At 72.6% G+C, this 25,882-nt stretch carries 23 protein-coding genes; 11 read left to right on the top strand and 12 right to left on the bottom strand.

Translation table 11 applies throughout. The annotated features are described in order from the left end of the window. Positions 1-48 precede the first annotated feature (48 nt). From pgl to tkt, 6 genes are all read right to left on the bottom strand, one after another. Positions 49-810 carry a 6-phosphogluconolactonase gene (gene pgl / locus ACYVJE_RS16070; RefSeq protein WP_461145103.1) on the bottom strand — a complete coding sequence of 254 codons (762 nt, stop codon included), beginning with the start codon at positions 808-810 and terminating at the stop codon, positions 49-51. Beyond that, positions 807-1,790 carry a glucose-6-phosphate dehydrogenase assembly protein OpcA gene (opcA, locus tag ACYVJE_RS16065; protein ID WP_461145102.1) on the bottom strand — a complete coding sequence of 328 codons (984 nt, stop codon included), beginning with the start codon at positions 1,788-1,790 and terminating at the stop codon, positions 807-809. Before opcA ends, pgl begins: the two co-directional genes overlap by 4 nt. Further along, positions 1,787-3,331, bottom strand: coding sequence for a glucose-6-phosphate dehydrogenase (gene zwf, locus ACYVJE_RS16060; RefSeq protein ID WP_461145101.1), 1,545 nt, complete (start codon positions 3,329-3,331; stop codon positions 1,787-1,789). Before zwf ends, opcA begins: the two co-directional genes overlap by 4 nt. Beyond that, the gene (locus ACYVJE_RS16055) at positions 3,328-4,959 is read right to left on the bottom strand and encodes a glucose-6-phosphate isomerase (RefSeq protein WP_461145100.1); all 1,632 of its coding nucleotides are present in this window, start codon (positions 4,957-4,959) and stop codon (positions 3,328-3,330) included. Before ACYVJE_RS16055 ends, zwf begins: the two co-directional genes overlap by 4 nt. Before the next feature lie 179 nt (positions 4,960-5,138). After that, positions 5,139-6,245, bottom strand: a complete 1,107-nt coding sequence (gene tal / locus ACYVJE_RS16050) for a transaldolase (protein WP_459156471.1) — start codon at positions 6,243-6,245, stop codon at positions 5,139-5,141. Between the two features lie 13 nt (positions 6,246-6,258). Next, positions 6,259-8,355: a transketolase gene (gene tkt, locus ACYVJE_RS16045; protein ID WP_461145099.1), complete on the bottom strand. Its 2,097-nt coding sequence runs from the start codon at positions 8,353-8,355 to the stop codon at positions 6,259-6,261. A gap of 475 nt (positions 8,356-8,830) precedes the next feature. Between tkt and ACYVJE_RS16040 the strand changes: the two genes are divergently transcribed. Then, entirely contained in the window at positions 8,831-9,763 is a 933-nt protein-coding gene (locus tag ACYVJE_RS16040; protein ID WP_461145098.1) for a heme o synthase, read from the top strand. Between the two features lie 119 nt (positions 9,764-9,882). Further along, positions 9,883-10,929: a DUF2157 domain-containing protein gene (locus ACYVJE_RS16035; RefSeq protein ID WP_461145097.1), complete on the top strand. Its 1,047-nt coding sequence runs from the start codon at positions 9,883-9,885 to the stop codon at positions 10,927-10,929. 121 nt (positions 10,930-11,050) lie between these two features. Here ACYVJE_RS16035 and ACYVJE_RS16030 read toward each other — a convergent pair whose 3' ends face one another. Next, positions 11,051-12,025, bottom strand: a complete 975-nt coding sequence (locus tag ACYVJE_RS16030; RefSeq protein ID WP_461145096.1) for a quinone oxidoreductase family protein — start codon at positions 12,023-12,025, stop codon at positions 11,051-11,053. Between the two features lie 154 nt (positions 12,026-12,179). Here ACYVJE_RS16030 and ACYVJE_RS16025 point away from each other — a divergent pair, with 154 nt between their 5' ends. From ACYVJE_RS16025 to ACYVJE_RS16015, 3 genes are all read left to right on the top strand, one after another. Continuing rightward, complete coding sequence (locus ACYVJE_RS16025) at positions 12,180-12,488, top strand: hypothetical protein (RefSeq protein WP_459156466.1); 309 nt, start codon at positions 12,180-12,182, stop codon at positions 12,486-12,488. Next, positions 12,485-13,375, top strand: a complete 891-nt coding sequence (locus tag ACYVJE_RS16020) for an ATP-grasp domain-containing protein (RefSeq protein ID WP_461145095.1) — start codon at positions 12,485-12,487, stop codon at positions 13,373-13,375. The genes ACYVJE_RS16025 and ACYVJE_RS16020 overlap by 4 nt, the downstream gene beginning before the upstream one ends. A gap of 215 nt (positions 13,376-13,590) precedes the next feature. Then, positions 13,591-14,076, top strand: a complete 486-nt coding sequence (locus ACYVJE_RS16015; protein ID WP_459156464.1) for a GbsR/MarR family transcriptional regulator — start codon at positions 13,591-13,593, stop codon at positions 14,074-14,076. Between the two features lie 24 nt (positions 14,077-14,100). Here the strand turns inward: ACYVJE_RS16015 and ACYVJE_RS16010 are convergent, their stop codons facing one another. The 5 genes from ACYVJE_RS16010 to mptB all read right to left on the bottom strand — a co-directional run bounded on the left by ACYVJE_RS16010 (position 14,101) and on the right by mptB (position 19,638). Further along, positions 14,101-15,066, bottom strand: a complete 966-nt coding sequence (locus tag ACYVJE_RS16010) for a COX15/CtaA family protein (protein WP_461145094.1) — start codon at positions 15,064-15,066, stop codon at positions 14,101-14,103. A 92-nt stretch (positions 15,067-15,158) separates the two neighbouring features. Then, positions 15,159-16,010, bottom strand: coding sequence for an SCO6745 family protein (locus tag ACYVJE_RS16005; RefSeq protein WP_461145093.1), 852 nt, complete (start codon positions 16,008-16,010; stop codon positions 15,159-15,161). Between the two features lie 95 nt (positions 16,011-16,105). Beyond that, positions 16,106-16,822: an ABC transporter permease gene (locus tag ACYVJE_RS16000; RefSeq protein ID WP_459160029.1), complete on the bottom strand. Its 717-nt coding sequence runs from the start codon at positions 16,820-16,822 to the stop codon at positions 16,106-16,108. Between the two features lie 173 nt (positions 16,823-16,995). Further along, the gene (locus ACYVJE_RS15995; protein WP_459160028.1) at positions 16,996-17,892 is read right to left on the bottom strand and encodes an ABC transporter ATP-binding protein; all 897 of its coding nucleotides are present in this window, start codon (positions 17,890-17,892) and stop codon (positions 16,996-16,998) included. 156 nt (positions 17,893-18,048) lie between these two features. Further along, positions 18,049-19,638: a polyprenol phosphomannose-dependent alpha 1,6 mannosyltransferase MptB gene (gene mptB / locus ACYVJE_RS15990; RefSeq protein ID WP_461145092.1), complete on the bottom strand. Its 1,590-nt coding sequence runs from the start codon at positions 19,636-19,638 to the stop codon at positions 18,049-18,051. Between the two features lie 185 nt (positions 19,639-19,823). Between mptB and ACYVJE_RS15985 the strand changes: the two genes are divergently transcribed. From ACYVJE_RS15985 to sufU, 6 genes are read left to right on the top strand one after another with little or no spacing between them, the layout of a single operon-like run. Then, positions 19,824-20,609 (top strand): helix-turn-helix transcriptional regulator, encoded by a 786-nt coding sequence (locus ACYVJE_RS15985; protein ID WP_459156460.1) that lies wholly within the window; start codon positions 19,824-19,826, stop codon positions 20,607-20,609. Then, positions 20,606-22,054 (top strand): Fe-S cluster assembly protein SufB, encoded by a 1,449-nt coding sequence (gene sufB, locus ACYVJE_RS15980; RefSeq protein ID WP_461145091.1) that lies wholly within the window; start codon positions 20,606-20,608, stop codon positions 22,052-22,054. Before ACYVJE_RS15985 ends, sufB begins: the two co-directional genes overlap by 4 nt. Before the next feature lies 1 nt (position 22,055). Beyond that, a complete protein-coding gene (gene sufD, locus ACYVJE_RS15975; protein ID WP_461145090.1) occupies positions 22,056-23,276 on the top strand; it encodes a Fe-S cluster assembly protein SufD in 1,221 nt (406 codons plus the stop codon). A gap of 47 nt (positions 23,277-23,323) precedes the next feature. Next, positions 23,324-24,091, top strand: a complete 768-nt coding sequence (sufC, locus tag ACYVJE_RS15970; RefSeq protein WP_461145089.1) for a Fe-S cluster assembly ATPase SufC — start codon at positions 23,324-23,326, stop codon at positions 24,089-24,091. A 2-nt stretch (positions 24,092-24,093) separates the two neighbouring features. Further along, positions 24,094-25,407 carry a cysteine desulfurase gene (locus tag ACYVJE_RS15965; RefSeq protein ID WP_459156456.1) on the top strand — a complete coding sequence of 438 codons (1,314 nt, stop codon included), beginning with the start codon at positions 24,094-24,096 and terminating at the stop codon, positions 25,405-25,407. A 13-nt stretch (positions 25,408-25,420) separates the two neighbouring features. Next, a complete protein-coding gene (sufU, locus tag ACYVJE_RS15960; RefSeq protein WP_461145088.1) occupies positions 25,421-25,879 on the top strand; it encodes a Fe-S cluster assembly sulfur transfer protein SufU in 459 nt (152 codons plus the stop codon). Positions 25,880-25,882 lie beyond the last annotated feature (3 nt).

Here is a 25,882-nt window from a genome sequence, read left to right as displayed (position 1 = left end):
CGCGGAGCGGCTGGCCGAGCACGCGGCCGCCGGTCCCCGCGCGGTCGGTCAGCCACCCGCCGGCAGCTCGGCCGCGGCGGCTTCGTCCAGCAGGCACAGCGTCCGCTGGCGGCCCCGCGCGCCCGCGGCCGGGATGTCCGCCGGCGGAGTGGTCCCGTCCAGCGCGGCGGCCACGGCCTGGGCCTTGCCGGAACCGGTCGTCATCAACCACACCTCGGTGGCGGCGTTGATCGCCGGCAGCGTCAGCGAGATCCGCGCCGGCGGCGGTTTCGGGCAGTCCCGCACGCCGACGACGGTGCGCACCGACTCCCGCACGTGCGGGGTGTCGGGGAACAGCGAGGCCGTGTGGCCCTCCTCGCCGACGCCGAGCATGCACACGTCGAACCGCGGCACCCGCGGGTGCGCACCATCCGGCGCGTGCTGGGCCAGGACCTCGGCGTAGTGCTCCGCGGCCGCTTCCACGTCCTCGCCGAACGCGCCGTCCGCGGGCGGCGGGCAGTGCACGCGGCGCGGGTCGAGCCGCAGGTGGTCCAGCAGCACCTGCCGGGCCTGCCGTTCGTTGCGCTCCTCGTCGTCCGCGGGGACGTAGCGCTCGTCGCCCCAGTAGACGTCGACGCGCGACCAGTCCACCGCGTCCCGGGCCGGGGACGTGCGGACGTGCTCCAGCACGGCGTTGCCGGTGCGGCCGCCGGTGAGCACCACCGAGGCGGCGCCGCGCTCGGCCTGGGCGTCGGCCAGCTTCGTGATCAGCCGCGCCGCGGCCGCCGCGGCGAGCAGATCACCGTTGTCGTGGACGAGGACGGTGCTCATGCTCCGGCCTCCGTTCCCGCCGCGGCCTGCTTCTGCTCGGAGGGCCGCGCCTCCTCCGGGCCCTGCCGGTCGACGCGGTCGAGCCAGCCCAGCGTCTCCTCGTAGATCTCGTCGCGGTCGAGGCGGCGCAGCTCCTCGCTGAGGCAGTCGCGCACGTGCCGGCGCTGCAGCGCCACCCGCCGCTCCGGCTGGCCGGGCTGGGTGAGCGTGCCGGTCTGGCCGTCCGGGCGGATGATCTCGATGTTGCCGGAGGGGCGTTCCAGCACGGCCGCGACGATGCCGGGGCCGCGCTCGTGCTCCTGGCGCCGCACCGTGATGTTCAGGTTGCTGGCCAGCCACGCGGCCAGCAGGTCCGTGGACGGCGAGTCCGCGGCACCGGTGACCGCTGCCGCGGTGATGTCCTCGTGGGGCGGCAGGTCCAGCGCGGCGGTCAGCAGCGCGCGCCACGAGGTCAACCGGGTCCAGGCCAGGTCCGTGTCGCCAGCGGAGTAGGACTTCACCCGCTGCCGCAGCGTCTGGATGGGGTCGACCTCGGCGGCCGCGTCGGTGATCCGCCGGTGCGCCAGCGCCCCGATCGGGTCCTTGGCCGGGTGCTCCGGCGCGTCGGAGGGCCACCAGGCCACCACCGGGGTGTCGGAGAGCAGCAGCGGCACCACGCAGCCCGCTCCCTCGTCCGCCAACGGGCCGTACAGCCGCAGCACGAGCACCTCGGAGGCCCCGGCGTCACCGCCGATGCGGATCTGGGCGTCCAGCCGCGGCGCGGCCTGCCGGGCCCCGCGCGCCACCACGATCACCCGGCAGGGGTGCTCGCGGCTGGCGTCGTTGGCGTCCTGGATGGACTGCTCCACCTCGGTGCCGTCCCCGGTGACGATGACCAGGGTGAGCACCCGGCCCAGCGCGACCGCACCACCGGTCTCGCGCAGCTCGACGAGTTTGTTGTTCACCTGCGACGTGGTGGTCGACGGCAGGTCGATGATCACGGTCGCCTCCAGGAGCGTCCACTGCGGGCCAGCATCTTGTCCGCCGACGGCGGGCCCCACGTGCCCGCCTTGTACTGCTCGGGCTTCCCCCGCTCGGCCCAGTGCTCCAGCACCTGGTCGAGGATCTGCCAGGACAGCTCGACTTCCTCGTTGACGGGGAACAGCGAGGGCTCGCCGAGCAGCACGTCGAGGATGAGGCGCTCGTAGGCCTCCGGGGAGGACTCGGTGAAGGCGTGACCGTAGCCGAAGTCCATGGTCACGTCCCGGACCTCCATGGAGCTGCCGGGCACCTTCGCGCCGAAGCGCATGGTCACGCCCTCGTCCGGCTGCACCCGGATGACCAGGGCGTTCTGCCCGAGCTCCTCGGTCATCGTGCTGTCGAACGGCAGGTGCGGGGCGCGCTTGAACACCACGGCGATCTCGGTGACCCGCCGGCCCAGCCGCTTGCCGGTGCGCAGGTAGAACGGCACTCCGGCCCAGCGGCGGCTCTCCACTTCCAGGGTGAGCGCGGCGAAGGTCTCCGTGGTGGAGTCCGCGGCGAAGCCGCCCTCCTCGTGCAGGCCGGGGACGAGCGAGCCGCCCTGCCACCCGCCGGTGTACTGGCCGCGGGCGGTGGTCTGGTCGAACGGTCCGACAGGTTTCGTCGCCGACAGCACCTTGCTCTTCTCCGCCCGCAGGTCCTGCGGGGAGAACGAGACCGGCTCCTCCATCGCCGTCAGCGCCAGCAGCTGCAGCAGGTGGTTCTGGATCACGTCGCGGGCGGCGCCGATGCCGTCGTAGTAGCCGGCGCGGCCGCCGAGGCCGATGTCCTCGGCCATGGTGATCTGCACGTGGTCGACGTAGTGCGAGTTCCACAGCGGCTCGAACATCTGGTTGGCGAACCGCAGCGCCAGGATGTTCTGCACCGTCTCCTTGCCGAGGTAGTGGTCGATGCGGAACACCGACTCCTCGGGGAAGACCTCGTTGACGATGCGGTTGAGCTCCTGGGCGCTCTCCAGGTCGTGGCCGAAGGGCTTCTCCACGACCACGCGCCGCCAGCTGTCGTCCGACTGCTGCGTCAGGCCCGAGCGGGACAGCTGGGTGAGCACCGTGGGGAAGGCCTTCGGCGGCACCGACAGGTAGAACGCGTGGTTGCCGCCGGTGCCCCGCTCGGCGTCGAGCTCCTTGACGGTGTTCGCCAGCTGGTCGAACGCGTCGGGGTCGTCGAAGGAGCCGGAGACGAAGCGGATGCCCTCGGCCAGCCGGTCCCACACGGTCTGGCTGAACGGGGTCCGCGCGTGCTCCTTGACGGCTTCCCGGACGATCTCCTCGAAGTCCTGGTTCTCCCAGTCGCGCCGGGCGAAGCCGGTCAGCGCGAAGCCGGGCGGCAGCAGGCCCCGGTTGGCGAGGTCGTAGATCGCCGGCATCAGCTTCTTGCGGGAGAGGTCCCCGGTGACGCCGAAGATCGTCAACCCGCACGGGCCCGCGATGCGCGGCAGCCGCTTGTCGCGGGGGTCGCGCAGGGGGTTGGCCTGTCGGGTGTTGTCGGTGGAGGCAGTCACGCCGCACCCCCTCGGGGGAGTTGCTGAATGGCTTGCATGAGCTCGACGAGCCCCGCAGCGCGGTCGGTCAGGTGCAGCCGCAGCACTGGGCGGCCGCGGTCGGCCAGGACCTGGCCGTCACCGAGCGCCTGGGCGCGCTGCAGACCGCCCAGCGTGTACGGGCGGTCGGTCACCTCGAGGTCCTGCTCGGAGGACCCGGTCAGCTGCAGGAACACGCCGTTCTGGTGCCCGCCCTTGTGGTACTGGCCGGTGGAGTGCAGGAACCGCGGGCCCCAGCCGAAGGTCGTCTGCAGACCGGTGCGGCGGGCGATCTCGGAGCGCAGCACGGACGCCGAGGCGTCGTCCAACCGGTCGAGGTAGGCCTGGACCGCCACGTAGCCGGTGCTCGTCGCGTTGCTCAGGAACACGCGCAGCGCATCGGCCACCGACCCGGTGCCGGCGCTGAGCCAGTCGCCGGAGGGGTGGACCTCGATGGACCCGTCCACCAGGGCCGGCGTGGCCGCGGGGCCTCCGGTCGGCCCGTCGAGCAGCGCGCGGGCGGCCTTCTTGGCCGCCTCCACGTCGGGCTGGTCGAACGGGTTGATGCCGAGCAGCCTGCCCGCCAGCGCGGTGGCGAACTCCCACAGCAGGAACATGCCGCCGAGCGGGCCGGTGGACGACACGGCCGCGCCGGAGGCGGCGGGCCCCACGGCGACCGGGGTGGCGTCGGAGCCGGCGTCGCCGAAGCCGGGCGCTTCCGGGTTCTCCACGACGACGGGCAGCAGCCCGGTGCCGTTCTTGCCGGTGGACTCGGCGATGAGCTGTTCCACCCAGTCGCCGAAGCCGGCGATGCCCGAGCCGGTGTCGGCGAACACGAGCTTCTCGGCGCCGCCGGCGTGCGCGGCCCCCAGCGCTCCGGCCAGCCACAGGGCGGGGTTGTCGGTGCTGTCGGCGCGCAGCCGGTCGAACGCGGCGGCGGCGTCGTCCAGCAGCGTGGCGATGTCCGCGCCGGCGAGTCCGGCCGGGACCAGTCCGAAGGCGGTCAGCGCCGAGTAGCGGCCGCCGACGTTCGGGTCGGCGGTGAACACCTTGCGGTAGCCGGCCTCGTGCGCGGCCGACTCCATGGGGGAGCCGGGGTCGGTGACGACGATGATCCGGCTCACAGGATCGATTCCGTTGTCGGAGAAAGCCTTCTCGAAGATCCGGCGGTGGCTGTCGGTCTCCACGGTGGTGCCGGACTTCGACGAGACCACGAGGACGGTGCGGTCCAGGTCGCCCTGCAGCGCATCGTCCACCTGGCCCGGATCGGTCGTGTCCAGCACGGTCAGCGGCACGTTCGCCGTCGCGGTGATGACCTCGGGTGCCAGCGAGGAGCCACCCATGCCGGCCAGCACGATGCGGTCCAGGCCCTCGGCGTGCAGTTCGGCGCGCAGCGCGTCGATCTCGGCCAGCAGCGGGCGGGAGCTCTCGTGCAGCGTCGTCCAGGACAGCCGGACGGATGCCTCGCTCTCAGCGGCAGGGCCCCACAGGGTGGGGTCGCCTGCCGCGAGCTTGCCGGCAACCTCCTCGGCGGCGAGCCGCTCGACCAGCGGTCGAGCTTCGGCCGCCAGCGTCACATCGGGAATGTCGACGGAAAGATCGGTTGCCAATGTTGTTCCTTTTGCACGATCGGTGATGTGGCGGGAAGCGACCACAGTGTCGCCCATCCGGGCCGGCGCGGCAGGCAGCACGCGCCGCGCCGGCCCGGGATCGGAGCCTGTCCCTGACTCCCCGTCGCGAGCGGGTGCGCGGCGTTGCGGAACAGGTCCTCGGGGACGAGGCGAGCGGCTCAGCCGGCTCGCCGCAGCTGGTCGGCCACGGTGTCGAGCAGTTCGTTCCAGGACTTCTCGAACTTCTCGACGCCCTCGCGCTCCAGCACCGCGTACACGTCGTCGAGGTCGATGCCCAGCTCGCTGAGGCGGTCGAAGACCTGCTGGGCGCGCTCGGCGGTGCCGGTGACGGTGTCACCGCGCACGTCGGCGTGGTCGGCGGTGGCGTGGAGGGTGTCCTCCGGCATGGTGTTGACCGTGTTCGGCGCGACCAGCCCGTCGACGTAGCGGGTGTCGGACATCGCCGGATCCTTCACGCCGGTGGAGGCCCACAGCGGACGCTGCTCGTGCGCACCCGCGGAGGCCAGCGCCTGCCACCGCTCGGTGGAGAAGCGCTCCTGGTAGGCGGCGTAGGCCAGCTGCGCGTTGGCGATGGCCGCCCGCCCCGCGAGGTCGTCGCCGCCGTCGACCTGGGCCAGGCGCTTGTCGACCTCGGTGTCCACGCGGGAGACGAAGAACGACGCCACCGAGAAGATCGTGCTCAGGTCGTGCCCGTTGGCCTCGGCCCGCTCCAGACCGGCCATGAACGCGTCCATGACCGCCTTGTAGCGCTCGACCGAGAAGATCAGCGTCACGTTGACGCTCACGCCCTCGGCCAGCGTGCGGGTGATCGCCGGCAGGCCTGCCTCCGTCGCGGGGATCTTGACCATGAGGTTCGGCCGGTCGACGGCCTTCCACAGGTCCAGGGCCTCGGAGACGGTGCGCTCGGTGTCGTGGGCCAGGCGCGGGTCCACCTCGAGCGAGACCTTGCCGTCCACGCCGCCGGTGGCCTCGTGGGTCTGCCGGAACACGTCGGCCGCGTCCCGGACGTCGGCGGTGGTCAGCTCACGCACCGCGTCGTCCACGCCGGCACCGCGGGCGGCCAGCTCGCGGATCTTGTCGTCGTAGTCGGCCGCGTTCGACATCGCCTTGGCGAAGATCGTGGGGTTGCTGGTGACACCCACGACCGCGTAGTCGCTGATCAGCTCGGCGAGGTTGCCGGAGTCGATGCGCTGGCGGGACAGGTCGTCCAGCCAGATCGACACCCCGGCTTCGCTCAGCGCCGTGAGGTTCGCGTTGCTCGTCACTGTGTTCCTCCGCTCACGCGTTGCGTGCGTTGCTCAGGCTGCGCCGGGCGGCGTCGACGACGGCGTCGCTGGTGATGCCGAACTCGGCGTACAGCGTCTTGTAGTCCGCCGAAGCGCCGAAGTGCTCGAGGGAGACCGCCTCGCCGGCGTCGCCCACGAACCGCTCCCACGGCTGGGCGATGCCGGCCTCGACGGAGACGCGCGCGCGGACCGCGGACGGCAGCACCTTCTCGCGGTACGCGGCGTCCTGCGCGTCGAACCACTCCACGCACGGCATGGACACCACACGGGTGGAAACGCCCTCGGCCTCGAGATTCTTCCGCGCCTCGACCGCGAGGTGCACCTCGGAACCGGTGGCAACGATCACCACCTCGGGGTTCCCGTCGCCGGCGTCGGCCAACACGTAGCCGCCGCGGGCCACGCCCGCGGAGTCGGTGCCCTCCAGCGTCGGCACGCCCTGCCGGGTCAGCGCCAGACCGGCCGGGCCGGTCGGGTTCTCCAGCACGGTCCGCCACGCGGCGACGGTCTCGTTGGCGTCGGCCGGGCGGACGACCGACAACCCCGGGATCCCGCGCAGCGAGGCGAGGTGCTCGATCGGCTGGTGCGTCGGGCCGTCCTCGCCGAGGCCGATGGAGTCGTGCGTCCAGACGTAGACCACGGGCGCGCGCATCAGCGCGGCGAGCCGCACCGCGGGGCGCATGTAGTCGCTGAACACCAGGAACGTGCCGCCGTAGGGGCGGGTTCCGCCGTGCAGGGCGATGCCGTTGAGCACCGCGCCCATCGCGTGCTCGCGGATGCCGAAGTGCAGCGTGCGGCCGTAGGGGCGGGCGGTGAACTGCGGCGTGGAGATGGACTCGGGTCCGAAGGAGTCCACGCCCTTCATCGTCGTGTTGTTGCTGCCGGCGAGGTCGGCCGAACCGCCCCACAGCTCCGGCAGCACGTCGGCCAGCGCCGAGAGCACCTCACCGGAGGCCTTCCGGGTGGCCACGCCCTTGGCGTCCGGCTCGAAGGTCGGCAGCTTCTCCTGCCAGCCGGCGGGCAGCTCGCGCTCGCGCAGCCGCTCGAGCAGCGCGTGGCGCTCCGGGTTGGCCGCGGCCCAGGCGTCGAACCGCTGCTGCCACGCGGCGTGGGCGGCCTCGCCGCGCTCGGCGACCCGGCGGGCGTGGGCCAGCACCTCCTCGGAGACCTGGAAGGACTGCTCCGGGTCGAAGCCCAGCGCCTTCTTGACCTCGGCGACCTCCTCGGCGCCGAGCGCGGCGCCGTGCGCGTCACCGGTGTTGATCTTGTTCGGCGCGGGGTAGCCGATGACGGTGCGCAGCACGATCAGGCTCGGCCGGTCGGTCTCGGCCTTGGCCGCCTCGAGCGCCTCGAGCAGGCCCTGCACGTCCTCACCGCCGTGCACCGTCACCACGTGCCAGCCGTAGGCCTCGTAGCGCTTGGCGGTGTCCTCGCTCAGGGCGATGTCGGTGTTGTGCTCGATCGAGATCTCGTTGGCGTCGTAGATCACCGCGAGGTTGCCGAGCTGCTGCGTACCGGCCAGCGAGGAGGCCTCGGAGGTGATGCCCTCCTCGATGTCGCCGTCCGAGGCGAGCACGTACACCTGGTGGTCGAACACGCTCTCGCCGGTCGCCGCCTCCGGGTCGAACAGACCCCGCTCGCGGCGCGCGGCCATGGCCATGCCCACCGCGGTGGCCAGTCCCTGGCCGAGCGGGCCGGTCGTGGTCTCCACGCCGGCGGTGTGGCCGTACTCCGGATGCCCCGGGGTCTTCGACCCCCAGGCGCGCAGGGCCTTGATGTCGTCCAGTTCCAGCCCGTAACCGGACAGGAACAGCTGCAAGTACAGCGTGAGGCTCGAGTGCCCGGCGGACAGCACGAAGCGGTCGCGCCCGATCCAGTCGGGATCGCTGGGATCGTGCCGCATGACGCGCTGGAACAGCGCGTAGGCGGCGGGAGCCAGGCTCATCGCGGTTCCCGGGTGGCCGTTGCCGCGGTTCTCCACGGCCTCGGCGGCCAGCACCCGCACCGTGTCGACGGCGCGCTGGTCCAGCTCGGTCCAATCCTCGGGAAGTCGCTTCGTGGTCAGGCGTTCAAGATCATCGGTGACGGACACGGACGCAGCTCCAGTAGTTCCCTCGGCGCGGTGGGCGTACCTGTACCCACCGCGGTTGTCCCTCGTCCGACGGGCAGCTTAATCGTGCCGGTGCCGGCACGCGCCACCAGTCGGCATTGACGTCGTCCGCGCACGGCGGTGCGGACACACGCGCGCGTAGCAGACCGTTCGCCGGGATCGTTCCAGAGGCGCTTGCGGTCGGCCCGACCGGGCTCGACACCCGGCGGGCCGCACTCGGATCGCCGGGATCGGGGTCGTGGCCGCGCGGCGGTCCCCCGTGTGCGCGGGACCGCCGCCCAGCGTACGCCCGTGCGGTCACAGCGCGTGGGCGCCGGGTTGATCGCCCGGGCCATCCCCCGGGCACGGACGGGCGTGTAGCGCGCCTACTATTCGGGGAGGCCGGAGCTTTCGTGCGAAACACGTGCGGAAGCGCCGGTAGCCGAGGAGCAAGGAGCCAGCCGTTGGTGAGCGCGTCGTGACCAGCACGCTCGAAACCCCCGTCCGGCACGCCCGGCGCCCCGCCGAGCTGCTCAGGGCCTACGCCGGGTTGATCAAGCCGTACGTGATCGAGCTGCTGCTGGTCACCACGATCCCGGCGATGCTGCTGGCCGAGCGCGGCATCCCCGACCCCTGGTTGGTGTTGGCGACGCTGCTCGGCGGCGGCATGGCCGCGGGCAGCGCGAACGCGCTCAACTGCGTCGCCGACGCGGACATCGACCAGGTGATGAAGCGGACCCGGGCGCGTCCGCTCGTGCGGCACACCGTGTCCAACCGGCACGCCCTCGTCTTCGGCCTCGCGCTCGGCGCCGGCTCCTTCGCCTGGCTGTGGGCGACCACGAACCTGCTGGCCGGCGCGCTGGCCGTGGCCACGATCCTGTTCTACGTCTTCGTCTACACCCTGCTGCTCAAGCGGCGCACCACGCAGAACATCGTCTGGGGCGGCGCAGCCGGCTGCATGCCCGCCGTCATCGGCTGGGCGGCGGTCACCGGTCGGGTCGAGTGGCCCGCGCTGGTCATGTTCGGCATCGTGTTCTTCTGGACGCCGCCGCACACCTGGGCGCTGGCGATGAAGTACCGGGAGGACTACGTCCGGGCCGGGGTGCCGATGCTGCCGGTCCTCGCCGAGGCCGCCGAGGTCTCCCGCCGCATCCTCGTGTTCAGCTGGCTCATGGTCGTGTGGTCGCTGCTGCTCGTGCCGGTGGCCGGCTGGCTGTACGCGGTGTGCGCCGCGCTCGCCGGGGCGTGGTTCGTCGGCATGGCCCACCGGCTGCACGCGCGGACCAAGCGCGGTGCGAGGACCAGGCCGATGCGGCTGTTCCACATGTCCAACACCTACCTCATGCTCGTCTCGGTGGCGCTGTCCGCGGACTCCGCGCTGGGCCTGGCCGTGCTCGGCTGGCCCGCGTAGCCCGCGCGGTCCCGGCCGAACCCGGCCCCGGTGCGGTCCCGCCGGGCAGGTGTCCGATCCGCGGGGAGATCCCCACCGCGCCGGTCATGACCTAGGGTGAACGGCATGAGGTGGTCGTGATGGCACCCCGGATCACCGAGCAGCAGCGCGCCGCGGTCCACCGCCTGGTCGAGCGGGGAGTGCTCCGCCGCGGCCAGGTCGAGGCGGTGCTCGCCGCGCTGGAGGACCCGGAGCCGCCGCCCGGTTCCGGGGAAGGCTCGCAGGAGGGGGGCGGTGGCGACGGCGCGCTGCGGTGGGGGCGTTCCCGGCGGAGCGTGCTCTTCGAGGTCCTGGCCTACGTGGGCGGGACCCTCGTGCTGGGCGCTGCCGTGTCCGTGCTCGCACTGACCTGGGGCGAGCTGAGCCGCGCCGGTCAGGTCTCCGTGCTCGGCGCGGTCACCGCGGTGCTGCTGGTCGCCGCGCTCGCCCTCGCCGGCGGTCCGCGCGCCCTGCTGCGGTTGACCGGGGCGCGGCAGCGCGTCGTCTCGCTGCTGCTGGCCTTCGCCGGAGTCGCCCTGGCCGGCGCGGTCGGCGTCGCGCCCTCCGGGCACACGGGCAACCTCGACTGGTCGATCACCGGCTTCCTCGCGGTGCTGCTCGGGTACCTGGTCGTGCCCGCCGCGCCGGGCGCGCTGCTGACGTGCCTGTTCAGCGCCCTGCTGACCGGCACCCTCGTCGACGAGTACGGCGGCGGCAGCGGTGCGCTGGGCACGGCGCTGCTGCTGCTCGGGCTCGCCTGGGCGGTGCTCGCGCTGGTCGGGGCGCTGCCGCAGCGCGCGCTGCCGCTGAGCGCCGGGCTGGTCATCGCCCTGTTCGGCGCGCAGTGGCTGCAGGGAGTCGCGCAGCCCTGGGGGTACGGCGCGACGCTGGTGCTGGCCGCGCTGTGCTTCGCCGGGTTCTTCGCCCGCCGCGACCAGGTCCTGCTCGCCGGTGGTGTGGTGGGGTTGACGATCGCCGTGCCCGAGGCGGTGTGGGACCTCACCGAGGGGGCGCTGGGCGGCCCGGTCGTCGTGCTCATCGCCGGGGTGGTGCTGCTGGTCAGCGCCGTGCTCGGGGTGCGGTGGGAACGCTCCCGCGCGCAGCCCTCGCGCCCGCGGGGCACCGGGGGAGGCGCCGCGGGCGGGTGAGCGGTCGCGCGGCGGTGGCTCCCGGTGTCCGCTGCCGGGGCGGGTGGCGGGGCAGCCGGGGAACGGAGGTTCCTCCCAGCTCCCCCGGGCCACCCACCCCAGCAGCTGATCCGCGGAGCCCCTACTCGTTCGGCCGGATCAGCAGCTGGCCGCTGGTGCGCCGCCCCTCCAGGTCGCGGTGCGCCTGGGCGGCCTCGGCGAGCGGGTAGCCGTGCCCGATCCGCGGGCGCACCCTGCCCTCCTCGAGCCAGCTCCACAGGTCACCTGCGCGCCAGTCCAGCTCGGCGCGGGTGAGGATGTGGTGGGCGAGGCTCGGCCGCGTGAGGAACAGCGAGCCACCGGAGTTGAGCCGCTGCGGGTCGACCGGCGGCACCGGTCCGCTGGCCGCGCCGAACAGCGCGAGCACGCCGCGCGGGCGCAGGCTGGCCAGGCTCGCGTCGAAGGTGTCCTTGCCGACGCCGTCGTAGACCACGTCCACGCCGCGGCCGTCGGTGAGCGAGGAGACCTCGGCGGCCACGTCCTCCTCGGTGTAGCGGATGACCTCGTCGGCCCCGTTCTCCCGCGCGGTGCGCTCCTTCTCCTCGGTGGAGACGGTGCCGATGACGTTGCCGCCGGCGGCCTTGACCAGCTGCGTGAGCAGCAGCCCCATGCCGCCCGCGGCGGCGTGCACCAGCGCGGTCTCCCCGGTGGAGACCGGGTAGGTGCTGGTGACCAGGAAGTGCGCGGTCATGCCCTGCAGCAGCGAGGCAGCGGCGGTGCGCTCGTCCACTCCCGCGGGCAGGCGCACCGCCTTGTCCACCGGGACGGCGGTCCGCTCGGCGTACGCGCCCGGGGTCATGGCCCACGCGACGCTGTCGCCCGGGGCGAACCCGGTCACCTCGGCACCGACCTGCACGACGCGGCCCGCGCCCTCCACTCCGGGGGTGAACGGCAGCGTCATCGGGTAGAGCCCGCTGCGCTGGTAGGTGTCGATGAAGTTCACCCCTGCGAAGGAGACCTCGACCAGCAGCTCGCGCGGTCCCGGTTCGGACGGTGCGACGTCGGTCAGCTCCAGCGCCTCCGGACCCCCGTGCTCCCGTACCCGTATTGCGCGCATGCACCCACCTTCCACGTGGTGATCGGACCGCCTCCACCGTAGTGCGCTCGGTCGTCGGCGCGCGATCTCGGCCCCGCGCGCCCGACCCGCCCGCGCGAGGCGTGTGCCACTCCCGGGCTCCCCATCGGGCGGGGGCCGCGGCTACGATCACGGTGTGGCTGAGACGCAGGAACAGCAGGTGGAACCGTCCGCGCAGGAAGTGTCCGCGGCGAACGAGTTCGTCCGCGCGCACGGGGGCTCGGCGCGCGCCGTCGTGGAGAACATGGGCCGTGCGGGCGCCCGCGTGGTGCTGATCGGGCAGGACGGCGCCTTCGGCGACGTCGTCGTCGCGGACGCTCCCACGGGCAAGGCCCTGGTGGCCGCCGTGGACGGGCTGACCGAGCACGACTGGGACGCGGAGACCACGAGCGCGCTGCGCATCGGTCCGGAGCACCGCTACCGCATGGGCGGGGTGCGCCGGTGACCGCGCCGCACGTGCTGCTCGCCAGCTGCACCGGCCTGCCCGCATCCGACGGGGACGAGTCGGGCCTGGTCGCTGCGCTGGGAGCGCTCGGCGTGCGCGCCGAGTGGGCGCCCTGGGACGACGTCGAGACCGACTTCGCCGCGGCCGATCTGGTCGTGCTGCGCGCGACCTGGGACTACGCGCACCGCCGCGAGGAGTTCCTCAAGTGGTGCGAGTCGGTTCCGCGGTTGGCCAACCCGGCGCCCGTGGCGCGGTGGAACACCGACAAGGCCTACCTGCTCGACCTGGCCGGGCGGGGCGTGCCGGTGATCCCGACCCTGATCCTCGGGCCGCAGGACACCCCGGAGTGGCCGGGGACCGAGTTCGTCGTCAAACCGGCCGTGGGCGCGGGTTCGCGCGGAGCGCGCCGGTTCCGGCCGGACGAGCGGGACGCGGCCGCCGCGCACCTCGCCGCGCTGCGCGGGGAGGGGACCCGCGCGGTGGTGCAGCCCTACCAACCGGCCGTGGACCGGGAGGGGGAGACCGCGCTGGTCTTCGTCCGGGGGGTGTACTCGCACGCCTTCCGCAAGGCTCCGATGCTGCCCGCCGGGGAGTCCGCCGAGCTGGACCCCGCGGGGTTGTTCGCCCGGGAGAAGCTGCGCCCGGCTCTGCCGGGGGAGGACCTGCGGCGCGTGGCCGAGGACGCGCTCGACGCGGCCTGCCGGGTGCTCGGGCTCGGCAGGGCCGAGCTGCTCTACGCCCGGGTGGACCTGGTGCGCGATGCCGCGGGCGAGCCGCTGCTGCTCGAGCTCGAGGTGACCGAGCCCGCGCTGGGCTTCGCGCAGACCGATACCGCCGCCGCGCTGGACCGCTTCGCCTCTGCGGTGCGCGCCGCCCTGGTGGGCTGAGGCGGCGAGCGGAGCGCTCCGCCGCCGCTCCTGACCCGCAGCCGCGCCCGCCGCGGTTCCGTCGCCGGGTCGTTCCTCCGCCGCTGCCGGGCTGCGGCTGCTTCCGCTCCCGCGGGACCGCCCCGGTCGGTGGCGCGCCGCCGATCGGATTTGGCCACGCGCTCCACGTGCATTACGTTTTCAGTAGTTACTGAACTCGATCTCGGGGAGGCGCCGTGGCCGAGTACGTCCAGCGCACCGATCGTCCCGCCATGTCCGAGTGGGTCGAGCAGATGGCGGCGCATTTCGAGGCCACCGAGGGGATGCCGCTCATCGCGGGCCGGATCCTGGCCTTCCTGCTCATCTGCGACCCGCCGGAGCGCACGGCCGCGGAGCTCTCGCACGCGCTCAGCGCCAGCACCGGTTCGGTCAGCACGAACGTCCGGCTGCTCATGCGGCTCGGCGTGGTGTCCAAGACCACCCGCCACGGCAGGGAGGCCGCGCTCTACCGGGTGGAGGAGGACCACTGGCCCGAGCTGGTCCGGCTGCGCATGCGCCGCGTCACCGAGATCGAGGAGCTCACCGAGCAGGGGCTGCGCATGTTCAGCGGGCAGAGCGAACGGGCCCGCCGCCTGCGCACGGTGCACGAGTTCTACCGCTGGCTGTCCGCGGAGCTGCCGGAGCTGTGGCGGCGCTGGGAGCGCGAGCAGCGCGGGCGCTGACCGGAACCGGGGCGGCAGGCGCGGTCAGCCGCGGCTGACCGCCGCGGCCGCGGCGGCGGTGCTCCCCGGTGCGGGGGCGGGCACCGCTCCGCGGTGGCGCGCCTCGCTCCACAGCAGGCCGGTGCTGATGATCACCAGCGTCGCCCCGAGCACGTGCAGCACGACGAGCAGTTCGGGCACGCCGAGGTAGTACTGCACGGAGCCGAGCGCTCCCTGGGCCAGCACGACGACGGCGGCGCCGCCGTAGACGCGGAGCAGGCCCTTGGTGGGGCGCGTGCCGCGCAGCCACACGCCGAACACGGCGAGGATGAGCACGTAGGCCATCGCCAGGATGGCGTGCGTTTCGGCCAGCCGCGGCACCGGCAGGTCCAGCCGCGGCGTGGCCACGTCCCCGGCGTGCGGCCCGGCGGCGGTGACGAGCGTGCCCGCGAAGGCCAGTCCGAAGGTGACCACGACCAGCGCCACGAGCAGCCGGCGGGAGCGGGCGGGCACCAGCCAGGTCGGCGGCCCGTCGCCCTCGCGGGCGGCCTTGAACAGCTGGGTGGCCACGTAGATCAGCACGGCCGAGAGCATGAAGTGGATCGACACGCTCCACCACAGCAGGTCGACCCACACGGTCATGCCGCCGATCACCGCTTGCACGACCACGCCGAGCGGCATGACCAGCGCGTAGGCGCGCAGGCGGCGCCGCTTCGGGCGCACCAGCCACGCGGCGATGCAGCACAGCAGCGCGATGATGCCCACGGCCGGTGCCAGCATGCGGTTGCCGAACTCGATGGCCTGGTGCAGCGCGGCCACCTCGGGGTGCGGCTGGGGCACGAGGCTGCCCGGGAAGCACTGCGGCCAGGTGGGGCAGCCGAGCCCGGACTCGGTGACGCGCACGGTCGCGCCGGTGATCGAGATCAGCGTCTGGCTGATCACCACCAGCAGCGACAGCGCACGCGCGGCGGCGGGAGCGGAGTTCGAGATTCGCGCAGGCACCGTGGGCACGGAACCGATGGTAAGCACCGCGCCCCTCCCGCCCCGCCGCAGGGCCGCCCCGGCGTGATCCGGAGCTCCTCCGCCGCCGCGCGCCACGGGCGTCAGTCGCGGCCGAACAGCTCCCGCGGAATGCCGCCGGCCTCGAGCACCAGGTGCGACAGGCGCTCGGCGTGGTCGAACAGCGTCTCGGCCCCGGCGGTGCCGATCGCCTCCCACGGCGGCATCGACATCGCGTCGGTGTGCGCTTCGACCTCCTCGCGCAGCTGCGCGCCCGCGTCGGTGATCTCGCCGTCGGCGTCGACGAGGCCGCGCTCGCGCAGCCCGTCCAGCGCCGCGTCCCACTGCTGGTCCGACCACTCGCGCAGCGACTTCGCCGCGGAGGGCTTGAAGCCCTTGCCGGTGCAGCAGTGCAGCACCAGCGCGGACAGCCCGTCGAGGCCGGCCTGCTGCAGCGCTGCGATGTGCGCGTCGCCGCGGAACTCCCGCAGCAGGGTGATCGCGTGCCACAGCCGCATCGCCGGCCGCTCGGGCCAGGCCACGTCGGCGTGCCCGGCGAACAGCGGCTTGCCCGCGACCGGGCAGGCCCGCGCTGCGCGCTCGGCCAGGTCGGCCGCTTCGGCGACCCAGGGCTCTGCGAGCGCTTCGGCGCCCGCCATGCGGGTCAGCGCGGTCTCGGCGGCCCGGTAGCGGGTCGCGATGATGGTCTCGGGGGAGGCGATCGACCAGGCGTGCGGGATGGACCGGGCGACGGAGTCCGGGTTGAAGTTGTAGAAGGTCGCCGCCACGACCCCGGGGCCGACCGGCCCCATGGCGGCCGCGCGGCCGGCGTAGTAGGCCATGCGCCCGCGGCCCAGGCCCAGTTCGGCGAAGGCCTCCTCGGCCTCCGGGGCGAAGTAGATCATCGAGTGCGGCGCTTGCAGCGCGGAGGCTGCTCGCCGGGCGATCTTGGTCATGGGGGCACTCTAGAACGCGGAGCTGAGCGTGTCCCGGGTCCGTGCCCGCTCGTTCGCGGACTCGCGGAGTCCCGGGGCGGGCGGCCCGGACCGCGTCAGGTCAGCCGCGTGGCGCGGCCGGCGAGACCGCCGGCGGCGACGCCCCAGGCGAGCAGCACGAGCACCGGGCCCCAGCCGGGGGCGGTGCCGTGCAGCAGGGTCGCGTCGAGCCCTTCGGCCAGTGCCCCGGACGGCAGGTAGCCGACGGCGGTGCCGAGGTGGGCGGGCAGCTGGTCGGCGGGCAGGGCCAGGCCGCCGGCGAAGACCAGCGCCAGCCAGATCGCGTTCGCCAGGGCCAGCACGATCTCGGCGCGCAGCGCGCCACCGACGAGCACGCCGAGCCCGCCGAAGGACAGCGTGCCGAGCACCAGCACGCCGATCGCCGGCAGGACGCCCGGCAGGTGGGGGGACCAGCCGAGCAGGGCGGCGACGGCGCCGAGCACCACCGCCTGGATCGCGACGACGAGCAGGGTGGCCAGCACGCGCCCGGCGACGAGCGCCCAGCGCGGCAGCGCGGTGGCCGCCAGGCGTTTGAGCACCCCGTAGCGGCGGTCGAAGCCGAGCGCGATCGCCTGACCGGTGAAGGCGGTGGACATGACCGCCAGCGCGAGGATGCGCGGGGTCACCGAGTCCACCCGCGGTTCGGGCAGCTCGCCCAGGTGCAGCAGGCTCAGCCCGACGAGCATCACCAGCGGGATGATCAGCGTCAGCAGCACCTGCTCGCCGTGCCGCAGGATGAGCAGCGTCTCGACGCGGGTCTGCCGCGCGAGCATCCGCGCGGCGCTGCCGCGGCCGGGGGCGGGCAGGAACGTGCCCGCGGGGAACGCCGAACCGCGGCCGCCGGCCGCGCCACCGCCGGAAGCGCCACCGCCGGAAGCGCCACCGCCGGAGGGGCCGGCGGCGGTCACCGCGGTGTCGCCGCGCAGGTTGGTTTCGGGCTCCGCACTCACGATCGCAGCTCCCGTCCGGTCAGCTCCAGGAACACGTCTTCCAGGCTGCGCCTGCTCACCCGCAGCTCCTGGGCCAGGACCCCGTGCTGGGCGCACCAGGAGGTCACGGTCGACAGCATCTGCGGGTCGACGTCGCCGTGCACCACGTAGTCTCCCGGGCGCAGCTCCCGCGCCGAGCAGTCCTCGGGCAGGGCGGCCAGCAGCAGCTCGAGGTTGAGCCCCGGCTGGGAGCGGAACCGCAGCTGCTGGCGCCCGTCCGGCGGCTCGGTGAGCTCGGTGACGGTGCCGCCGGCGACGCCGCGGCCGTGGTCGACGATGACGACCCGGTCGGCCAGCTCCTCGGCCTCGTCCATGAGGTGGGTGGTGAGCAGGACGCCGACGCCGTCGCGGCGCAGGGCGGACACGAGGTCCCAGACCAGGTGCCGCGCCTGCGGGTCCATGCCGGCGGTGGGTTCGTCGAGGAACACCAGCTCGGGCCGCCCGACGACGGCGCAGGCCAGCGACAGGCGCTGCTGCTGACCGCCGGAGAGCCGCTTGAAGGGGGTGCGCCGGGCACCGGAGAGCCCGAGGACGTCGAGCAGCCACCCGGTGTCGAGCGGGTTCGCCGCGCAGGAGGCGACGAGGTCGAGCATCTCCTCGACCCGCACGCCGGGGTAGGCGCCGCCGCCCTGCGGCATCACGCCGATGCGCGGGCGCAGCCGGGCGGCCTCGGCGGCCGGGTCGAGCCCGAGGACGCGCACTTCGCCGCTGTCGGCGCGCTGGAACCCCTCGCAGATCTCCACGGTCGTGGTCTTGCCCGCCCCGTTGGGGCCGAGCAGCGCGAGCACGCTGCCGCGCGCCATGTCGAGGTCGAGCTCGGCGACGGCCTGCGTGCCGCCGAAGCGCTTGGTCATCCCGCGGAGGTGGACGGCCGGACCGCCGGCGCTGTCCACGGGGCCCCAGTTCACGGTGTCCCGGCCTAGGCTCACAGGAACCCAGCCTAGGCCGTGCCGTGAATCTCGCCGCCACGGGTGCCGGGCGGGGCCCGGCCCGCCCCCGCGGCGCGGGGGCTACTCGGGCAGGCCGAAGCGGCCGCGGAGGGGAGCGGGCCAGGGCAGCCGGTGGCGCAGGAACCACGTCAGCGCGCCGAACACGAGCAGGGCGGCGACCACGGCCAGCGGCACCTGGTAGGCGCGCAGGACGAAACCGGCGCCGGTGGGCGGGATGAACAGCGACACGGCCGCGCAGATGGCCACGGCGGTGATGCGGAACCGGCGGTCGTTGGTGGCCAGGGCCAGCGGGACGACCGCCCACAGCAGGTACCACGGCCACAGCACCGGCGCGCTCAGCGCGAGCACCAGCCACGTCACCCCGAGACCGACGAGCGGGGTGGTGCGGCGGCGGAAGGTCAGCCACAGCATGACCAGGCACACCACGCCGGCGATGGTGTAGCCGAAGTACTTGGTGATCTCCAGCATCGCCTCGGTGTGGTTGCCGAGCCCGAGCAGCATGCCCGCTCCGGCGCCGGTCATGCCGAAGGCGGTCAGCGGTGCGAGGAAGCTCTTCACCCGGTTGGGCACGTCGAGGGTCTCGAGCCAGCCGAGCCCCCAGCCGCTGGCGAGGGTGATCAGGGTCATGGTGGCGAGGAACACGGCCAGCAGCACCGCGCCCACGCGCAGCAGCTCGCCGAAGCCGCCCCTGCGGCGCACCACCAGGGCCATGCCGAAGAACCCGAGGGCGACGAAACCGGGCAGCTTGATCGCGCCGCCGAGGGTGAGCAGCACGCCGACGGCGATGGTTCCGGGCCAGTTGTTCCAGCGCAGCCCCAGTTCGAAGGCGGCGAGCGCGATGCCGACCATGAGGATGTCGTTGTGCATGCCGCTGACGACGTGCAGCAGCACGAGCGGGTTGAGCGCGCCGAGCCACATCGCCGGCACGGGGTGCACCCCGCAGCGGCGCGCCAGGTGGGGGACGGCCCAGATGGCCGCGGCCAGGCCCAGCAGCATGACCAGGCGCCACACGAGCACGCCGAGCACGACGTTGTCGCCGATCACCCGCGAGATCAGCTGGCCGAGCATGAGGAACAGCGGCCCGTAGGGCGAGGGCGTGTCGCGCCAGATGTTGGGGACGTTGGCGGTGAACGGGTGCTCGATGCCCAGCGCGGTGTCGGAGCCGAGGACGTAGGGGTCGAACCCGCGTGCGGCCACTTCGCTCTGGGCCAGGTAGGAGTACATGTCCGTGCTGAACAGGGGCGGTGCCACGGCCAGCGGCAGCGCCCACATGACCAGCGTGCGCCCTGTGCGGGCCATGGACATGATGCGGCCGCGGCCCGGTCGGGCCAGCGTGCCGAGCCAGAGCCAGGCGGCGACGAGCATGAACACGCCGAGCCACGCGCAGGCCATGGACACGGTGGGGATGCGCGGGAACAGGCCGAGCACCCGCACTCCGGTGATGGGGTTGTGCACCGGGTTGGCGCCCGCGCCGATGGCGCCGGCGGCGAGGACCATCGACCCGGCCGTGCCGAACCGCCGGACGACGTCGCAGCGCCGCTGCTCCCGCGCGCTCAGCTCCTCCGGCTCGCGCTCGCGTTCCGCGCGGTCCGCCCGCTGTTCGGGGTTCCGGTCGAGCGTCGGCTCACCGGACGTTTCACCTGACGCCACGCCGACGAAGCGTACTGGGTGACCCGGATCACCACATCGGCCCGGATGCGGGGCGGGGCCGCATCCTGACGAGGTTCGACAAATTAGATAACATCACTGTTGTGGAAAACACCGGAGTCCCATCCCGGGGAGCCCCGTTCCGCGGTGCCTCGTCCCGGGAAGCCCCGCCCCGAGAAGGGGGGGTCGTGGCCGGACCGGAAACCGATCCGGCCGGCCCCGGCGTGTCCCACAGCGAAGGACGGACGCGCAACGAGGTCGCGCGGCTGCTGTTGCAGCGGGGGCCGATCACGGCCGCCGAGGTGGCCGCGGAGCTCGGAGTGAGTCCCACCGCAGTGCGCAGGCACCTCGACGCCCTCGTGGCGGAGGGGGAGGCGTACTCGCGGGAGGCTTCCCCGCGCAGCCGCCGCGGCAGGGGGAGGCCGGCTCGTCTGTTCCTGTTGACCGAAGTGGGCCGTGCCCGGTTCGGGCACGCGTACGACGATCTGGCGGTGGCCGCGCTGCGGTTCATCGCCGAGCAGGAAGGTGAGCAGGGCGTGCGCCAGTTCGCCGAACGGCGGATGGCCGGCCTCATGGCCGAGCACCGGGCGGCCCTCGAGGCCGCGCGGACCCAGGCCGAACGGGCGGAGGTCCTCGCTCGCGCTTTGTCCGAGGAGGGATACGCTGCGACGACGCGGGACGTCGGTAGCGGTGAGCAGATCTGCCAACACCACTGCCCGGTGGCGCACGTGGCTGCGGACTTCCCGCAGCTGTGCGAAGTCGAGACGGAGGCTTTCGCCGAAGTCCTCGGCACCCACGTGCAACGGCTGGCCACGATCGCCAACGGCGACGCGGTGTGCACGACCCACGTGCCGCACAGCCGGTACGCGAAGCGGAGCGGCGGGCACCGTTCCACTTCACCTGAGACTTCCGCGGATCCGGTATCGGAGACGCGGGAACCTGCCCCGAGTCCACACGGAGGGGAGTCCACATGACTGCCGCTGCGGAGCAGCGACCCACCACATCCGGCCAGCTCAGCCAAGAGGAAACTCTGGAGACGCTGGGCAACTACGAGTACGGCTGGGCCGACCCGGACGTCGCGGGCGCCAACGCGCGACGGGGCGTCGACGAGGAGGTCGTCCGGGAGATCTCGGAGAAGAAGGACGAGCCCGAGTGGATGCTGGAGGCCCGGTTGAAGGCCCTGCGCCTGTTCGACCGCAAGCCGCTGCCCACCTGGGGCGCTGACCTCTCGGAGATCGACTTCGAGAAGATCAAGTACTTCGTCCGGTCCACCGAGGAGCAGGCCCAGACCTGGGACGACCTGCCCGAGGACATCAAGAAGACCTACGACAAGCTCGGCATCCCCGAGGCGGAGAAGCAGCGCCTCGTCGCCGGCGTCGCCGCGCAGTACGAGTCCGAGGTCGTCTACCACCAGATCCGCGAGGACCTGGAGGCCCAGGGCGTCGAGTTCCTGGACACCGACACGGCGCTGCAGAAGCACCCGGAGATCTTCAAGGAGTACTTCGGCTCGGTCATCCCGGCCGGCGACAACAAGTTCTCCGCGCTCAACAGCGCGGTGTGGTCCGGCGGCTCGTTCATCTACGTGCCGAAGGGCGTGCACGTCGACATCCCGCTGCAGGCCTACTTCCGGATCAACACGGAGAACATGGGCCAGTTCGAGCGGACGCTGATCGTCGTCGACGAGGGCGCCTACGTGCACTACGTCGAGGGCTGCACCGCTCCGATCTACTCCAGCGACTCGCTGCACTCGGCGGTCGTGGAGATCGTGGTCAAGAAGAACGCCCGCTGCCGGTACACGACCATCCAGAACTGGTCGAACAACGTGTACAACCTGGTCACCAAGCGGGCCAAGGCCGAAGAGGGCGCGACCATGGAGTGGGTCGACGGCAACCTCGGCTCCAAGGTCACCATGAAGTACCCCTCGGTGTTCCTCATGGGCGAGCACGCCAAGGGCGAGGTGCTGTCGGTGGCCTTCGCGGGGCAGGACCAGCACCAGGACGCGGGCGCGAAGATGGAGCACATGGCTCCGCACACGTCCTCGTCGATCGTGTCCAAGTCGATCGCCCGCGGCGGTGGCCGCACCTCCTACCGGGGGCTGGTCAAGGTAGCCAAGCGCGCCAACCACTCCTCGTCCAACGTCAAGTGCGACGCCCTCCTCGTGGACACCGTCAGCCGGTCGGACACGTACCCGTACGTGGACATCCGGGTGGACGACGTGAACATGGGCCACGAGGCGACCGTGTCCAAGGTGAGCGACGACCAGCTGTTCTACCTGATGCAGCGCGGTCTCACCGAGGACGAGGCGATGGCCATGATCGTGCGCGGCTTCGTCGAGCCCATCGCGCGCGAGCTGCCCATGGAGTACGCACTGGAACTGAACCGACTCATCGAGCTGCAGATGGAAGGGGCCGTCGGCTGAGATGGCAGACACCAAGCTCGACCCGACCGGGTCTTCGTCCACCGCGAACGAGGGTGCCGAGCCCGCTCAGCACGGCCTGAGCGAGCACTCCCACGGCGGTGAGGTGCCGCAGATCTCCCGCGGCCAGCGCTTCACCTCCTACGACGTCGAGGCCTTCGAGGTCCCCGGCGGTCGCGAGGAGGACTGGCGCTTCACGCCGATGAAGCGGCTGCGCGGCCTGCACGACGGCTCCGCCGTGGCCACCGGCTCGTTGCGGGTGGAGGTCGACGGCCCCGAGGCCAAGGCCGAGACCGTGGGTCGCGAGGACTCCCGGCTCGGCGACGGCGGCGTCCCGGCCGACCGGGTCGCCGCCCAGGCCTGGAGCGCGTTCACCGAGGCCACGATCGTCACGGTGCCGAAGGAGACCCGTCCCGAGGGGCCGATCACCGTGACGGTGCACGGCCCCGGTGAAGGCGAGACCACCTACGGCCACGTCCAGGTGCGCGCCGAGCAGTTCGCCGACGCCACCGTGGTGGTCGACTACCGCGGCAGCGGCACGATCGCGGACAACATCGAGTTCGTGGTCGAGGACTCCGCGCGGCTGTCGGTCGTGTCCGTGCACGACTGGGCCGACGACGCCGCGCAGGTCAGCTCGGAGCACGCCACCCTGCGGCGGGACGCGCAGTTCAAGCACCTGGCCGTCACCCTCGGTGGCGACCTGGTGCGCGTGAACACCACGCTGAACTACTCCGACAAGGGCGGCGACGCCGAACTCCTCGGCCTGTACTTCGCCGACGAGGGCCAGCACCTGGAGCACCGGATGCTCGCCGACCACTCGCAGCAGAACTGCCGCAGCAACGTGCTGTACAAGGGCGCGCTGCAGGGCCAGTCGGCGCACACGGTGTGGATCGGCGACGTGCTCATCCGCGCCGCGGCCGAGGGCACCGACACCTACGAGCTCAACCGGAACCTGGTGCTCACCGAAGGCGCCCGCGCCGACTCGGTGCCGAACCTGGAGATCGAGACCGGCGAGATCATCGGTGCCGGGCACGCCAGCGCCACCGGTCGGTTCGACGACGAGCAGCTGTTCTACCTGCGTTCCCGGGGCATTCCGGAGGACCAGGCGCGGCGGCTCGTGGTGCGCGGGTTCTTCGGCGAGATCCTGCAGAAGATCACCGTGCCGGAGGTCCGCGAGCGGCTCGAGGCCTCCATCGAGAACGAGCTCAACGCGGTCGGCGCCTGACTGCTCGCACACCAGCTTTCGCAGACACCGGGAGAACGAACAAGAACATGGCCACCCTGGAGATCAAGGACCTGCACGGATCGGTCGCCACCGAAGAGGGCGACAAGCCGATCCTCAACGGCGTGAACCTGACCATGAGCTCGGACGAGATTCACGCGATCATGGGGCCGAACGGCTCCGGCAAGTCGACCCTGGCCTACGCCCTGGCCGGGCACCCCAAGTACCAGATCACCTCCGGCTCGGTACTGCTGGACGGTGCGGACGTGCTGGAGATGAGCGTGGACGAGCGCGCTCGCGCCGGCCTGTTCCTCGCCATGCAGTACCCGGTCGAGGTGCCGGGCGTGTCGATGTCGAACTTCCTGCGCAGCGCCGCCACCGCCGTCCGCGGCGAGGCCCCGCAGGTGCGCCACTGGGTCAAGGAAGTCAAGGACTCGATGGGCAAGTTGGACATCGACTCCTCGTTCGCCGAGCGCAGCGTGAACGAGGGCTTCTCCGGCGGTGAGAAGAAGCGCCACGAGATCCTGCAACTGGACCTGCTGAACCCGAAGTTCGCCGTGCTCGACGAGACCGACTCCGGCCTCGACGTGGACGCGCTGCGGGTCGTGTCCGAGGGCGTGAACCGGTTCGCCGGCAAGGGCGACAAGGGGATCATGCTGATCACCCACTACACGCGCATCCTCAAGCACATCAAGCCCGACTACGTGCACGTCTTCGCCGAGGGCAAGGTCGCCGCGTCCGGTGGTGCGGAGCTGGCCGAGCGGCTCGAGGAGCACGGCTACCAGCAGTTCACCGGCAGCAAGGAGGCAGCGGTCTAGTCATGAGCATCCAGCCTCCTCGTACCACGAGTGCGAGCACGCCCCCGGAGGCCGCGTCGCTGGACGTCGCGGCGATCCGGGCGGACTTCCCGATCCTGGGGCGCACGGTTCGCGACGAGCGCCCCTTGGCGTACCTGGACTCCGGAGCGACCTCGCAGCGTCCGCGCCAGGTGCTCGACGCGGAGCGCTCCTTCCTGGAGAGCTCCAACGCGGCGGTGCACCGCGGTGCGCACCAGCTCGCCGAGGAGGCGACGGATGCCTACGAGCTGGCGCGGCGCAAGATCGCCGACTTCGTCGGAGCGGGTACCGACGAGGTGGTGTTCACCAAGAACGCCACCGAGGGCGTGAACCTGGTCGCCTACGCCATGAGCAACGCGGCCACGGCCGGGGCGGAGGCCGAGCGCTTCCGCCTCGGCCCCGGCGACGAGGTCGTCGTCAGCGAGATGGAGCACCACGCGAACCTCGTCCCGTGGCAGCAGGTGTGCCAGCGCACCGGCGCCACGTTGCGCTGGTTCGGCGTCACCGACGAGGGGCGCCTCGACCTGTCCGACATCGACGGCGTGATCACCGACCGGACCAAGGTCGTCGCGGTCGCGCACCAGTCGAACGTGCTCGGCACGGTCAACCCCCTGGACGAGGTGGTGGCCAAGGCGCACGCGGTCGGCGCGCTCGTCATCGCCGACGTGTGCCAGTCCGTGCCGCACGCGCCGGTGAACCTCGCCGAGCTCGGCGTGGACTTCGCCGTGTTCTCCGGGCACAAGATGCTCGGCCCGAGCGGCATCGGCGTGCTCTACGGGCGGCGGGAGCTGCTGCGGGACATGCCGCCGTTCATCACCGGCGGTTCGATGATCGAGATGGTCCACATCGACCGCTCGACCTTCGCCGAGCCGCCGCAGCGGTTCGAGGCGGGTGTGCCCATGACCTCCCAGGCCATCGGTCTCGGGGCGGCCGTGGACTACCTGTCCGCGGTGGGCATGCAGCGCGTGGCCGCGCACGAGCGGCAGCTGACCGAGGCGGCGCTGGGCGCGCTGTCCGAGGTGGAGGGCGTGCGGATCATCGGTCCGACGACCACCGACCACCGCGGCAGCGCCGTGTCCTTCGTCCTTGACGGGGTGCACCCGCACGACGCGGGGCAGGTCCTCGACAGCATGGGCGTCGAGGCCCGGGTCGGGCACCACTGCGCCTGGCCGCTGCACCGGAGGATGGGCGTGCCCGCCACGGTGCGCGCCTCGTTCTACCTGTACAACGAGCTCGACGAGGTCGAGACGCTGGCGGACGCGGTGCGCGAGGCGCGGCGCTTCTTCGGGGTCGCGTAGCGGGAGTTGATCGATGCAACTGGAGCAGATGTACCAGGAGATCATCCTGGACCACTACCGCAACCCGCACTGCAGCGGTCTGCGCGAGCCGTACGACGCGGAGTCCTTCCAGGTCAATCCGGTCTGCGGGGACGAGGTCACGCTGCGGGTGCGGTTGAGCGGATCGGGCCCGGACGCGATCGTCGAAGACGTGTCCTACGACGGCCAGGGCTGTTCGATCAGCCAGGCGGCCACCTCGGTGATGACCGATCTCGTGGTCGGCCGGTCCGTGAAGGAATCGATGCTGACCGAGTCGTCGTTCAACGAGATGATGCACGGCCGCGGTCAGGTCGAACCGGACGAGGACGTGTTGCAGGACGGCATCGCCTTCGCCGGCGTGGCGAAGTACCCGGCACGGGTCAAGTGCGCCCTGCTGGGGTGGATGGCGTTCAAGGACGCCGTATCGCGGGTTGCCGAGGTCGAGGCGTCCTAGGGC

The organism is Salinifilum aidingensis (assembly GCF_054782015.1).
The sequence above is the reverse complement of the archived record's forward strand: the minus strand, read 5'-3'. Positions and strand labels throughout refer to the sequence as shown.

Bases quoted from the DNA above. Each gene is read 5' to 3' on its own strand.
- ACYVJE_RS16005 (WP_461145093.1), bottom strand. From the start codon at position 16,010: ATGACCAAGATCGCCCGGCGAGCAGCCTCCGCGCTGCAAGCGCCGCAC.
- ACYVJE_RS15965 (WP_459156456.1), top strand. From the start codon at position 24,094: ATGAGCATCCAGCCTCCTCGTACCACGAGTGCGAGCACGCCCCCGGAG.
- sufD (WP_461145090.1), top strand. From the start codon at position 22,056: ATGGCAGACACCAAGCTCGACCCGACCGGGTCTTCGTCCACCGCGAAC.
- ACYVJE_RS15995 (WP_459160028.1), bottom strand. From the start codon at position 17,892: ATGACCAAGCGCTTCGGCGGCACGCAGGCCGTCGCCGAGCTCGACCTC.
- sufC (WP_461145089.1), top strand. From the start codon at position 23,324: ATGGCCACCCTGGAGATCAAGGACCTGCACGGATCGGTCGCCACCGAA.
- ACYVJE_RS16035 (WP_461145097.1), top strand. From the start codon at position 9,883: ATGGCACCCCGGATCACCGAGCAGCAGCGCGCCGCGGTCCACCGCCTG.
- ACYVJE_RS16030 (WP_461145096.1), bottom strand. From the start codon at position 12,025: ATGCGCGCAATACGGGTACGGGAGCACGGGGGTCCGGAGGCGCTGGAG.
- pgl (WP_461145103.1), bottom strand. From the start codon at position 810: ATGAGCACCGTCCTCGTCCACGACAACGGTGATCTGCTCGCCGCGGCG.
- ACYVJE_RS16000 (WP_459160029.1), bottom strand. From the start codon at position 16,822: ATGCTCGCGCGGCAGACCCGCGTCGAGACGCTGCTCATCCTGCGGCAC.
- sufU (WP_461145088.1), top strand. From the start codon at position 25,421: ATGCAACTGGAGCAGATGTACCAGGAGATCATCCTGGACCACTACCGC.
- sufB (WP_461145091.1), top strand. From the start codon at position 20,606: ATGACTGCCGCTGCGGAGCAGCGACCCACCACATCCGGCCAGCTCAGC.